Source organism: Proteus vulgaris, from assembly GCF_016647575.1.
Classification (GTDB): Bacteria; Pseudomonadota; Gammaproteobacteria; order Enterobacterales; family Enterobacteriaceae; genus Proteus; species Proteus mirabilis_B.
Genome location: NZ_CP032663.1, coordinates 588,775 through 602,386, shown reverse-complemented (window position 1 = coordinate 602,386; position 13,612 = coordinate 588,775). Strand labels below are relative to the sequence as shown.

General features: G+C 39.9%; 7 protein-coding genes. 4 read left to right on the top strand and 3 right to left on the bottom strand.

The features are described from left to right. The 3 genes from mtgA to arcB all read right to left on the bottom strand — a co-directional run bounded on the left by mtgA (position 1) and on the right by arcB (position 3,946). Positions 1-702: a monofunctional biosynthetic peptidoglycan transglycosylase gene (mtgA, locus tag D7029_RS02880; RefSeq protein WP_194951790.1), complete on the bottom strand. Its 702-nt coding sequence runs from the start codon at positions 700-702 to the stop codon at positions 1-3. Between the two features lie 19 nt (positions 703-721). Then, positions 722-1,372 (bottom strand): isoprenoid biosynthesis glyoxalase ElbB, encoded by a 651-nt coding sequence (elbB, locus tag D7029_RS02875; protein ID WP_194951789.1) that lies wholly within the window; start codon positions 1,370-1,372, stop codon positions 722-724. Positions 1,373-1,609: 237 nt separating this feature from the next. Further along, entirely contained in the window at positions 1,610-3,946 is a 2,337-nt protein-coding gene (arcB, locus tag D7029_RS02870; protein WP_088493795.1) for an aerobic respiration two-component sensor histidine kinase ArcB, read from the bottom strand. A gap of 671 nt (positions 3,947-4,617) precedes the next feature. On the opposite strand from arcB, the gene gltB reads away from it, so the two are divergent. From gltB to D7029_RS02850, 4 genes are all read left to right on the top strand, one after another. Beyond that, a complete protein-coding gene (gene gltB, locus D7029_RS02865) occupies positions 4,618-9,078 on the top strand; it encodes a glutamate synthase large subunit (RefSeq protein ID WP_194951788.1) in 4,461 nt (1,486 codons plus the stop codon). A 9-nt stretch (positions 9,079-9,087) separates the two neighbouring features. After that, the gene (locus tag D7029_RS02860; RefSeq protein ID WP_194951787.1) at positions 9,088-10,485 is read left to right on the top strand and encodes an FAD-dependent oxidoreductase; all 1,398 of its coding nucleotides are present in this window, start codon (positions 9,088-9,090) and stop codon (positions 10,483-10,485) included. A gap of 509 nt (positions 10,486-10,994) precedes the next feature. Continuing rightward, positions 10,995-12,269, top strand: a complete 1,275-nt coding sequence (dcuC, locus tag D7029_RS02855; protein WP_194951786.1) for a C4-dicarboxylate transporter DcuC — start codon at positions 10,995-10,997, stop codon at positions 12,267-12,269. A 14-nt stretch (positions 12,270-12,283) separates the two neighbouring features. Beyond that, complete coding sequence (locus D7029_RS02850) at positions 12,284-13,552, top strand: amidohydrolase (protein WP_088493798.1); 1,269 nt, start codon at positions 12,284-12,286, stop codon at positions 13,550-13,552. The last annotated feature ends 60 nt before the right edge of the window (positions 13,553-13,612 follow it).

Below are 13,612 nucleotides of genomic sequence, written 5' to 3'. Positions count from 1 at the left end.
TTATGACAAATTATTTTTCTTTAAGAAGCTAATTCCCCCCATTAGCCGCATCTGATTTAAGATCCACTGTTGCCGCTTTAGGGTATAAGCAGAAGGTTTATTTACGTGGTAAATATGCGGATTAGGTAATACTGCGGCCAATAGTGCAGCTTCATGACTTGTGAGTTGTTTCGCGGGCTTTCTAAAATAGTGTTGGGAAGCCTGCTCTACACCAAAGATCCCATCACCAAACTCAACAATATTCAGGTACACGGTCAAAATACGTTTTTTTGACCAAATAAGTTCGACAACAGGCGTCATTCCTGTCTCAAGCCCTTTTCTTATCCAACTACGACCATCCCATAAAAAGAGATTTTTGACGGTTTGCTGAGAAATCGTCGATGCACCACGTAATGTTTTCCCGTTGTTATGATTTTTTTTGAAAACTTTCTCAATAGCATCAAAATCAAAACCCCAATGTTTGGGAAAATTTTGATCTTCAGAAGCAATCACGGCTAAATACATCACTGATGCTATCTCTTTTTCACTTACCCAAGTGGAATGAGACACATAAGAGAAATCAAACTCACTCCAAGCAGAAATTTGTCTTTGAACCATAACAGCAGAAAAAGGCACTGGTAAAAAAGAAAACAGCACAACTGTTAACAGCCATAAAGCAATTAAAATAATTAATAGTTTCTTTAACTTTCTCACCAGTACCATCTGCTGTTTTACCTACTATTTATGCCATCTCAAGGACTTTCTTAACCAGTTTCTCAATACCTACCTGTGCTTGTGCAATAGATTGTGCAAGCATATACGCAGGAGTTGTGACAACACGATATTTTTCATCAACAACAATATCATCAACAGGGCAATCTATATGGACGCCACCCATTTTTTCGATTGCATGTGCTGTTTCTGCGTCATTTCCAATTGTTAATTTTACTGGAGAATTTAACATTTTTGGTAACATTACAGGTGCAATACACATTAGCCCTAATGGTTTATTTTGCTGATGCATCGCTTGTACAAATCTTAAGAGATCTTTGTTAATTTCACAGTCACTCCCTTTTGTTGCGAAATTGCATAAATTCTTCGCCGCACCAAAACCACCAGGAATAATGACAGCATCAAAGTTTTCAGCCTTTGCCTCTGATAAAGGGGATATTTTTCCACGAGAAATACGAGAAGATTCTTCCATCATATTCCTTTTTTCTGATTTTTCTTCCCCTGTAATATGATTAATTACAGTTGGTTGTAAATCATTAGGTGAAAAATAATGAACCTCAGCATTATTTTGGCTTAAAGCAAGCATTGTGAGCACTGATTCATGGATTTCACTCCCATCGAACACACCACAGCCACTTAAAATTACCGCAATTGATTTCATATCTTTCTCCGTTTGTAGTAGATTACTAGTTACCCATTTATAGGTGTAAACACCAATCGGCATCACATATTTAAATGTTTCTTGTAACAAAAAAACTTATCTTTGCTATTTTGTTGCTTGTATGATGTATGGAATAGTTTCATCCTATTCGCCTATGTAATGAGAATCAAAAAAAGCGGATAGAAAAGTTTCCCTGGTGTTGGCGCAGTATTCGCGCACCCCAACCTTCGGTTGGGGTTATTTTTTTCTAGTGTCTGATAACCAGTTTCTTAAACTTTCCACATCCTTTCTCCAATCTCTTTCTAGCTCATCTACCCACTCTTGTACATTGTCCCACCAAGCAGGTAATTCTGATGATTGGATCTGTTTAGCGAGTTGCTGTAAATGTTTTAAACCTATAGAACCCGCTGCACCTTTAATTTTATGTCCTTCCTCAGAAATCCCCTTCTCGTCACGAGCCGTTAGGTTAGATTCAAGGACTGACATATAACTTGGCATCATCTTTTCAAAAACATCTAGACCATCAGTGATTAATTGAGGTCCGACAAGTTCGATGTATTGATTCAGCATGTCTATATCTAATAATTCTTCATTTTTATTCAACAATTCCGATGACTCATTACATGGTACAGAAACCGCACCATCACCCCAGAATTTATTGATAATCGCGGTAAGTGCATCCACAGAAAGTGGTTTACTTAGCACATCATTCATTCCCGCATCCAAATACTCTTTTTTGTCTTTCAAAACATTTGCTGTTAAAGCGATAAGAGGAGGTAGTTCATTACTGTCGAATTCTTGACGTAATTTTCTTGAAATATCGAATCCTGTCATATCCGGTAATTGAATATCTAATAGCACTAAGTCATATTCATCAGGCTTAAACATCGATAACGCTTCTTGCCCTGTCATTGCTACATCGACGGTATTACCCAGTTTTTCTAAAACAGAGCAAGCAACAATTACGTTGAGCTCAATATCTTCCACAAGCAGAATATTTAAAGCTGGTAATAAGAGCTCATCATCATTTTCGATATCGTGATGCTCTTCAATCGCAGGAGCGACGATAGAGAGAGTAAAGGTAGAACCCTTACCTAACTCACTCTCAACACGAATATCACCGCCCATATGCTGTGCTAGGCGTTTTGAGACGGCAAGTCCGATACCCGTTCCCGTTGCAGAACGACCACCTTGACTATCATTGACTTGATAGTACATGGCAAAGATCTTCTCCAGCTCACTTTTTGGAATACCAATTCCGCTATCTTTCACTTCAAAGAACAACTTATCTGGCGCTTCTTGCCAAATACGCACTTTGATTTCGCCTTCTTGGGTAAACTTCACGGCATTACCGATAAGGTTCCATAAGATCTGGCGTAATCGAGTTCCATCAGAGGTTATTTTATGCGGTAGCGTTTCTTCTGCTTCCAGTGTGAATTTCAATCCTTTTGGCTGTACTAACAGTCCAGACAGATTTTCTAAATCAGAAATAAATTCAGTAAAGTCAATTGGCTGGTTATCTAACTGAATTTTTCTACGCTCAATTTTATCCATTTCAATCACGTCATTAAAAATATTTCCTAACGTAATCGCACTCACATGGATAGTTTTTAAGTAATTGAGTTGTTCTGGCGAAAGCTCGGTATCCAATAAGATACGGCTTAATCCAACAATACCATTTAGCGGTGTACGCAATTCGTGGCTGATTGTTGAGATAAAGGTGGTTTTATCACGGCTCGCGTTCTCTAACGCGTCTTGATAGCGTTTACGCTCTGTAATGTCACGTCCAAAGCCCATTAAGCCATGACGTTTACCAATACGATCATAAAACGGCACTTTGCGCAGTTCAAAACAAGCCTTGCGCCCATCAGGATAAACTAACCACTGCTCATAAGTGAGTGACACATTATGACGGAAGACTTTCTCATCTGTTTCCATCACTTTTATCGCAATATCTTCGTCATACACATCAAGTGGTGTTAAACCGATAAGTTGCTTCTCGCTTTTACCTGTTAGTAATTCTGTCGCGCGGTTACACCCTGAAAATTCATTATCTTCATTACGGTAATAAACTAAGTCAGGAGAGGCATCAAGGAATGAGCGTAAAAGTGAGGATTGTTGTTCAAGCTCGATTTGCGTCAATTCACGACGCTTCATTTCGCTTTTTAGTTTTTCGAGTAGTTCAAGGTGCGCTTTTTCAACTTTTTCGCGCTCTTGAATTTCCAAGTTTAATTGCTCAATATTCTCTTTTAATTGAGAGTTAAGCTCTAAGTCGCGCTGTCGCATTACACCCAGTTTATCCACCATACGAGATAAACGGCGTCGTGACTCTTCAAGTTGTTCAACCACAACAGAAAGAAAATAGACAGCCCAAGGCGTAATAATCAGCCCAAAGAAAATAGAGCGAACAAGGTCAATACTGGTAACATCACCTGCAAGCAAGAATGTCACCGCCATTTGAACAACCATCGCTAAAACAACTAATGCAGAAGCCAACAATAATGAGAAGCGAATTAGCCCCAGCCTCATCATTAAGTCAACGTAGTATTGGGCAAGCCCTTTGAGCAATTTCATTGAAAACTCCAATATATTGAATCTATGGAATGATAACCCAAAAATGAATTGGCGCAGTGGCGAACATTCAGAAATCTTGCTAAGAGTGGTTATTTCTCATTACTTTGTTTGATTTAACCCTCTATTTTCTCTCAACAAGAACCTCTCCGATATATGTATTCACAAAAATAATACAAAGCCCAATTACATAAACGATAGCGATATCAACGATAAATAGACCTTATTAGGAAAAATTCAATTTGTCTTTTTTTATACAAATTGTATAAAAACAATAAAAAACTAAATTTGTTATAATCATTAGAATAACTAACTACTCGTTTTTATCATTAAAGGATGTGATAAAGCGAAATGGCTTAAATAAAGTGATATAACTCACACTAAAAATAGGTATCCACCTCCTAATAAAATAGGATATTTTATTTATTTATCAATAAATTAAAATAAAAAATTTCTTATTCATCTTATTCTAGTCAAATCTCCTCATACATTGACCTCATTTTTATTTATCGATAAGTTGAAAAGGCATTGCGTAGCAATATAAAAACACTCCAAGCTAGGCAAACACAACATCACCCGATGAGCACCCATAAATTTACCTACATACTTTGAGCCAAAACGTTCCTTTTGCGCTCTGTTTTGAGGTGCCCAGTAAACTAAGTAGGAAGCAAAAAATGCTCTATCAAAAGACACAGGAAAAAGACAATTGTGGATTTGGGTTGATCGCGCATATTGAAGGGCAAGCCAGTCATAAAATTGTCAGAAACGCGATCCATGGCCTCGCCAGAATGCAACATCGAGGAGCCATTCTTTCTGATGGTAAAACGGGCGATGGTTGCGGATTACTTTTACAAAAACCCGATCGTTTCTTCCAATTGGTTGCTGAGGAAAAAGGCTGGCATTTAGCTAAAAACTACGCTGTTGGAATGCTATTTTTAAGCCAAGATCCTAATATCGCGGCACAATGTCGCCTTATTATTGAAGAAGAGCTTCAACGTGAAACACTCTCTATTGTGGGCTGGCGTAAAGTTCCTATTAACACCGATATTCTAGGCAGTATCGCCCTTTCTTCTCTTCCTTTAATTGAACAAGTCTTTGTTAATGCTCCTGCAGGTTGGCGGATAAGTGATATTGAAAGACGACTCTTTGTTGCTCGTAGACGTATTGAAAAACGTATTACTGATAGTGATTTTTATATTTGCAGCCTTTCTAATTTGGTGACGATTTATAAAGGCCTTTGTATGGCAATCGATCTGCCACGCTTTTTTACCGATCTCGCTGATCTACGCATGGAGTCTTCAATTTGTTTGTTCCACCAGCGTTTTTCAACTAACACCACTCCCAGATGGCCTCTTGCACAACCTTTTCGTTATTTAGCGCATAACGGTGAAATTAATACCATTACCGGCAATCGCCAATGGGCTAGAGCTCGTGCCTATAAATTCCATACACCTCTTATTCCTGATCTACAAAGTGCCGCCCCTTTTGTGAATGAAAGTGGCTCAGACTCAAGTTCACTCGACAATATGCTAGAGCTTTTTCTTAATGGCGGAATGGATATTGTTCGTGCAATGCGGTTGTTAGTGCCACCAGCATGGCAAAATAATCCACAGATGGATGATGACTTACGAGCATTTTTTGATTTTAACTCAATGCATATGGAGCCTTGGGATGGCCCTGCGGGCATCGTGTTATCAGATGGTCGTTATGCTGCGTGTACGCTAGATAGAAACGGTTTACGTCCTGCTCGCTATGTTATTACCACAGATAACATCATTACTTGTGCTTCTGAAATTGGTATTTGGGATTATCAGCCTGATGAAGTACGAGAAAAAGGGCGTGTCGGTCCCGGCGAGCTAATGGTTATCGATACTCATCATGGACGTATTCTCCACTCTGCCGAAACTGATGAAGATTTAAAAAGACGCCATCCTTATAAACTGTGGCTAGAGCGCAATGTCAAACGCTTAACACCGTTTGAAGAGTTGCCAGAGCAGCAAGCCACCGGGCAACGCGCCTTTGATGACACCTTATTAGCTACTTATCAAAAACAATTTGCATATAGCCAAGAAGAGCTTGAAAGCATTTTGCATGTGCTTGCAGAAAATGGGCAAGAAGCAACAGGTTCAATGGGCGATGACACCCCATTTGCTGTACTTTCTCAACGTCCTCGCCTTATTTATGACTATTTCAGACAAAAATTTGCGCAAGTCACAAACCCTCCCATAGATCCATTAAGAGAAGCCCATGTCATGTCTTTAGCGACCTGCATTGGACGCGAGATGAATGTGTTTTGCGAAGCGGAAGGTCAAGCACATCGACTGAGTTTTAAATCGCCTATTTTGCTTTATAGCGACTTTCAACAGCTTATTAATCAAGAAAGCCCTTATTACCGCTCCGTTCATCTTGATATCACTTATCAACCAACAGAATGCAATCTAGAAACTGCGTTACGCCAGTTATGTACAAAAGCGCAACAAGAAGTTCATAGTGGTGCGGTGTTATTGATTTTATCCGATAGAAACATCACTAAAGAGCGGCTGCCTATTCCTGCCCCTATGGCAGTTGGTGCAGTACAAAAAGCGTTGGTAGATAATAATTTACGCTGTGATGCCAATATCATTGTCGAAACCGCTAGCGCCCGTGATCCACACCATTTCGCTGTATTACTTGGGTTTGGTGCTACCGCTATTTATCCTTACCTTGCTTATGAATCTTTAGCTCAACGTGTTGATAGAAAAATTCTGCAAGCAAACTATGCCCAAGTGATGCTTAATTACCGCAACGGCATAAATAAAGGGTTGTATAAGATCATGTCCAAAATGGGCATTTCAACCGTAGCATCTTACCGTTGCTCTCAACTTTTTGAAGCGGTCGGATTAAACGATAACGTTGTTAATCTCTGTTTTGCGGGCGTTGATAATCGGATTAATGGTGCTGATTTTAGCGATTTTGAACAGGATTTATTTAATCTATCTAAGCGAGCTTGGTTAACTCGTTATCCTTTAGAAACAGGTGGATTATTAAAATATGCCCATAAAGGGGAATACCACGCTTATAATCCTGATGTCGTTCAAGCGCTACAAAAAGCTGTAAATAGTGGGGAATATACAGACTATCAGCATTACGCAAGCCTTGTGCAACAGCGCCCAATCACCACCTTGCGCGATATGTTAGTTCTCAATAACAAAACAACGCCTATCTCGATTGAAGAAGTCGAACCTGAAACCGAGTTATTTAAACGCTTTGATACTGCCGCTATGTCAATTGGGGCATTAAGCCGAGAAGCTCATGAAGCTCTTGCGCAAGCGATGAATACATTGGGAGGTTTTTCAAATTCAGGAGAAGGAGGCGAAGATCCGGCTCGTTACGGTACAGATAAAGTCTCACGCATTAAACAAATTGCCTCTGGTCGTTTTGGTGTAACACCTTCTTATTTAATGAGTGCGGATGTTTTGCAAATCAAAGTCGCACAAGGGGCGAAGCCCGGTGAAGGCGGACAACTTCCCGGCGATAAAGTGACTCCTTATATTGCGCAACTGCGTTATGCCGTACCCGGTGTTACCCTAATATCACCGCCTCCTCATCACGATATCTACTCTATTGAAGATTTAGCACAGCTTATTTTCGACTTAAAACAGATCAATCCAACTGCATTGATTTCTGTAAAATTAGTGTCAGAGCCCGGTGTAGGTACTATTGCTACGGGTGTTGCTAAAGCTTACGCAGACTTGATCACTATTGCGGGTTATGACGGTGGTACAGGTGCAAGCCCTTTAACTTCCGTAAAATATGCTGGTAGCCCGTGGGAATTGGGCTTAGTTGAAACTCAACAAGCGTTAGTGGCAAATAATTTACGCCATAAAATTCGTTTGCAAGTCGATGGTGGATTAAAAACAGGTCTAGATATTATTAAAGCCGCGATTTTAGGCGCAGAGAGCTTTGGATTTGGTACTGCGCCAATGGTGGCGTTAGGCTGTAAATATCTACGCATCTGCCATTTAAATAATTGCGCGATGGGTGTTGCAACCCAAGATGAAACACTTCGTCGTAACCATTATCATGGATTACCTGAACGTGTTATTAACTACTTTCGTTTTATTGCGCAAGAAACCCGTGAGTTAATGGCACTACTTGGCGTGAGAAAAGTCACCGATTTAATCGGTCGAACTGATCTGCTTTCATGCCTAGAAGGTGTTAACAGTAAACAGCAAAAACTCTCTTTAGGTGGATTGTTAGAAACAGCAACTTCACCATCAGGCAATGCGCTGTATTGTCAGGAAAATAATCATACTTATGATAAAGGTGAGTTAAATCAGCGGATTGTTGCTCAAACTTGCGATGCTGTTGAACAACAAAAAAGCCAAACACACTATTTTGATATTCGTAATACAGATCGCTCTGTAGGGGCAACATTATCAGGCATTATCGCCAAAAAATATGGTGAAAGTGGCCTATCTGCCACACCAATTAAACTATATTTTACCGGAACCGCAGGTCAAAGCTTTGGTGTATGGAATGCACAAGGCGTTGAATTAACCTTAGTGGGTGATGCCAATGATTATGTTGGTAAAGGTATGGCAGGAGGCCGTATTGTCATTTCGCCTCCTGTTGGCTCTGCATTTAAAAGTCATCATGCCACCATTATGGGAAATACCTGCCTTTATGGCGCAACAGGCGGAAAACTTTATGCTTCTGGCTTGGCTGGGGAGCGCTTTGCTGTCAGAAACTCCGGTGCAATTGCTGTTGTTGAAGGCGTTGGCGATAACGGTTGTGAATATATGACCGGTGGTATTGTCTGTGTTCTGGGTAAAACAGGGATTAACTTTGGTGCAGGAATGACGGGTGGATTTGCCTATCTATTAGATGAAGATCTCACATTATCACAACGGATCAACACTTCATCAATCGAGTTGCTTCCTGTTGCATCCTTTGCCATTCTCGCTGAACATCTGCGTGGCATGATCGCAGAACATGTCAGACTAACTGGTTCACAACAAGGTGAAAGATTACTTTCACAATGGGAATATTGGTCACAACATTTCAAATTGGTAAAACCAAAATCCAGTGATGTTAATGCGTTGCTTGGTCATCCTCGTCGTTCATCTGCTGAATTACGCGTTCAGGCACAATAGGAGAATATTATGAGTCAGAATGTGTATCAGTTTATCGACTTAAATCGTGTTGAGCCGACCAAAAAGCCATTAGCAATCCGCAAAATTGAATTTGTTGAAATCTATGAAGCTTTTTCACCGCAACAAGCCTCCGCACAAGCCGATCGCTGTTTAGGCTGTGGTAATCCTTATTGTGAATGGAAATGCCCTGTTCATAATTACATTCCTAATTGGCTAAAGCTGGCAAACGAAGGACGTATTATTGAGGCTGCTGAGCTTTCTCATCAAACAAACAGTTTGCCTGAAATCTGTGGTCGTGTTTGTCCTCAAGATAGGCTGTGTGAAGGCGCTTGTACGCTAAATGATGATTTTGGTGCTGTCACAATTGGCAATATTGAACGTTACATCAATGACACCGCTTTAGCACAAGGGTGGCGGCCTGATCTTTCTCACGTCACAATGACCGATAAAAAGGTCGCGATTATCGGTGCCGGTCCTGCAGGTCTTGCCTGTGCAGATGTTCTTATTCGACAAGGTGTGAAACCCGTTGTTTATGATAAACACCCAGAAATAGGAGGATTACTTACGTTTGGGATCCCCTCTTTTAAGCTCGAAAAATCACTGATGATCCGACGCCGTGAATTATTTAGTGAAATGGGTATCGAGTTTTGCCTCAATACAGAAATAGGCAAAGATATCTCCCTAAATACCCTAATAACACAATATGACGCTGTATTTCTAGGATTGGGCACTTATCACAGTTTAAGTGGCCATTTTCCTAATGAAAATGCTAATGGAGTTTATAGCGCACTACCTTATTTAATTGGGAATACACGTTATTTAATGGATTATGATGAAGATCCTCAAGCGCCTTATATCGATCTTAAAGATAAAAATGTGGTGATATTAGGAGGAGGAGATACCGCAATGGACTGTGTACGCACTGCCATTCGACAAGGTGCAAATAAAGTCACTTGTGTTTATCGCCGTGATGAAAGCAATATGCCGGGTTCAAAACGTGAAGTAAAAAATGCCAAAGAAGAAGGTGGAGATTTTTTATTTAATCTTCAACCTATCGATATTGAAGTCGATAATCAAAATAAAGTGGTTGGTATTCGCGTTATTAAAACTCAAAGCGATAAAACATTAATGCCGATTGAAGGAAGTGAACATGTGTTATCTGCTGATGCAGTTATTCTGGCATTTGGTTTTAAACCTGCACATTACCCATGGTTAGATGAAAATAATATTGAATATGCCTCTTCAGGCAGAATTATTATTTCAGATAATCAAGAAATACAAAATCAAACAACAAACCCTAAAGTATTTGCAGGGGGGGATATTGTACGAGGCTCTGATCTTGTTGTTACTGCAATAGCAGAAGGAAGAGAGGCAGCTGAAGGCATATTGCGTTATTTATCATGTTAAATATTTTTTATTTTCGTTATTTAAAATAACAATTTCTCTTGTTTATTATCCCATTTAATTTAAGTGGGATAATTTTTAAATATTATCTGTGAAACTAATAAATAGTATTTAAGGATCATCAATATATCTGACTAAATAATCATTCTCATTACCATTTAATGTAATTTCTAGAATAATAGTTTGATAAAAAGCGATATTCTTTTTTGTATCAAAATAACACTCTTGATCTATAGTAAATATAATTTATTTTCGTATTTTTTACTTTATCTCTTTTTATTTAACCTTTCCGTCATCTTTTAATGATAATTGTTTTACAGCATTTGTTAATAACATCACAGTCTAAAAAAATAGATTTTATTTCGGCTATTAAATTTGATAACAATCAAATATTGTCAACCTACCAACTTCATAATGGAGTCACCTAATAACTTTACAGAAAAATATAATTTATTGATGTTAGGTTCGTTTTCACAATTAATAGTATTGTCACAATTAACTAGGGGATCACTATGGTGATGCAACTTATAGCAGTAGCCGTTATTATCGTAACTGTCTATTTGCTAATAAAAAAATATGAAACCCGAATGGTGCTAATTGGTGCGGGCTTATTACTCTGTATTTTAAGTCTAAGCCCATTAGATGCGTTTGCCGCATTTAGTGAGCGCATGGTGTCTTCATCATTAATTCAAGCAATCTGTTCGAGTATGGGTTTTGCTTATGTTATGAAATACACCAAATGCGACATGCATCTGGTTCATGTTTTATCAAAAGTAATGACTCGTCTGGGCTTCTTCCTTATTCCAGCCACTGTTGTCGTAACTTACTTTATTAATATCGCAATCCCATCAGCAGCAGGTTGTGCGGCTGCGGTAGGTGCAACACTTATTCCATTATTAATCGCAGCACGTATTCACCCAGCTATCGCAGGTGGTGCGGTGTTATGTGGTACTATCGGCTCAATGCTAAGCCCAGGTATGTCGCATAATGCCTTCGTTGCTAACATGGCAAATATGGAAGTGGTTGATTTAATCGCTCGCCATAGCCCATACAGCTTAATGGCTGGTGGTATCGCAGCCGTTTCACTTGCCGTTGTCGCTTTAGTGAAAAAAGAGTTCAAAATGGCTTCTGTTACTGGTGATGCATCATCTTCATCAGCACAAGCAACGCCAGAAGCAGTTCGTCCTAACTACTTATATGCAACAGCACCTTTCATTCCATTAATCCTGTTAATTCTGCCATTCTTCGAGACTTTCAGTACATTTAAACTGTCTGTTCCTGCGGCAATGTTAATCGGTTCTATCTATGCCCTGTTCATCACATTAACTAACCCAGCTCAAATTACGAAAGAGTTCTTTAAAGGTATGGGTAATGCTTATGGTGATGTATTAGGTATCATCATTGCAGCTGCAGTATTCGCAGCAGGTCTGAAAGCATCTGGTTTAATCGACGCGTTCATCAACTTCTTAACTCATTCTCCTGAATTTGCTCGTTGGGGTGGTACTTTAGGGCCATTCTTAATGGGTATTATCACAGGTTCTGGTGACGCAGCAGCATTCGCATTCAACGAAACAGTAACACCTCATGCTGCACAATTCGGTTATGAAATCCCTGATATGGGTATGGCAGCGGCATTATCTGGCGCGTTAGGTCGTACTATGTCACCACTAGCAGGTGCAGCAATTGTTTGTGCTGGCCTTGCAAATGTTAACCCTATGGAAATCGCAAAACGTACTGCACCAGGTATGATTATCGGCGTCATCGCTGTTGCGTTATTCATGTTATAAGTGGAGAAATGAATATGTCAGCAATTACACTAGAAAAATTAATTAAATGGCGTCGTGAGTTTCACCAATATCCAGAAATTGGTTGGTCAGAATTTTTAACCACAGCAAAAATCGTTAAAGAATTACGTAGCTTAGGTTTAGAAGTTAAAGTTGGCCCAGACGTTATCAATCAAGAGTTTGCTTTTGGTCGCCGCCGTCAAGTCGTTGAAAAAGGTCTAGCTGTTGCAAGAGAGCATAAAGTTGATGAAGCTCTGCTTGATGAAATGAAAGAGCTAACGGGTTGCGTGGCTATCTTTGATAGTGGTAAAGCTGGCCCAACCGTAGCACTGCGTTTTGATATCGACTGTGTTGGTGTTAACGAAGCAACCGAAACTAAACACCGCCCTCATGCCGAGAACTTTGCTTCTTGTCACGCTGGCGAAATGCACGCTTGTGGTCACGATGGACACATTTCTATCGGTTTAGGTGTTGCTCACTGGTTAGTTGAGAATAAAGATAAAGTCGTTGGTAAAGTTAAAATCTTATTCCAACCAGCAGAAGAAGGTGTTCGTGGCGCTCGTGCGATGGCTGAAAGTGGTATCGCTGATGATGCAGATTACTTCTTAGGTGCACACTTAGGCTTTATCGCAAACAGTGGTGAAATTGTTATCAACCCAACACATTTCTTATGTACCACTAAATATGACTTCCGTTTTAAAGGTGCACCATCTCACGCAGGTGCAGAGCCTGAATTAGGTCGTAATGCGTTAGCAGGTGCTTGCCATGCAGCAACACAAATGCTGGGTATTTCTCGTCATGGTAAAGGGATGTCACGTATCAACATCGGTGTATTAAAAGCCGGTGAAGGCCGTAACGTCACCCCAGCTAATGCTGAGATGCAAATTGAAGTTCGTGGTGAAAACGAAGAGATCAACAGCTTTATGGCTGCAAATGCAGTACGTATGGCTGAAGGCGCAGCACATAGCTTCCAGTTAGAAATGGAAAGCGAGATTATGGGTGAAGCCGTTGACCTGACAAATGACCAAGAACTGATTGATGTTATGACCAAAGTTGTTGGTAAACATTCTGAGCTAACTGCGGTTGCAACGCGCCCATTCGGTGGTAGTGAAGATGCGACAGTATTAGCAAAACGTGTACAACGTTGTGGTGGTAAATCACTGTACTTCGTTGTTGGTGCTGATAGAACGGCGGGTCACCACCAAGCAGGCTTTGATTTCGATGAAAAACAATTAATGACCGCGGTTAATCTTTACACCGGTTGTTTAGAAGAATTACTGAAATAATTTGTCGGTAACATAATCCAGTAAAGCGCTCTATAGCAATATAGAGCGCTTTTTTTGTGT

Bases quoted from the DNA above. Each gene is read 5' to 3' on its own strand.
- mtgA (WP_194951790.1), bottom strand. From the start codon at position 702: ATGGTACTGGTGAGAAAGTTAAAGAAACTATTAATTATTTTAATTGCT.
- elbB (WP_194951789.1), bottom strand. From the start codon at position 1,372: ATGAAATCAATTGCGGTAATTTTAAGTGGCTGTGGTGTGTTCGATGGG.
- arcB (WP_088493795.1), bottom strand. From the start codon at position 3,946: ATGAAATTGCTCAAAGGGCTTGCCCAATACTACGTTGACTTAATGATG.
- gltB (WP_194951788.1), top strand. From the start codon at position 4,618: ATGCTCTATCAAAAGACACAGGAAAAAGACAATTGTGGATTTGGGTTG.
- D7029_RS02860 (WP_194951787.1), top strand. From the start codon at position 9,088: ATGAGTCAGAATGTGTATCAGTTTATCGACTTAAATCGTGTTGAGCCG.
- dcuC (WP_194951786.1), top strand. From the start codon at position 10,995: ATGGTGATGCAACTTATAGCAGTAGCCGTTATTATCGTAACTGTCTAT.
- D7029_RS02850 (WP_088493798.1), top strand. From the start codon at position 12,284: ATGTCAGCAATTACACTAGAAAAATTAATTAAATGGCGTCGTGAGTTT.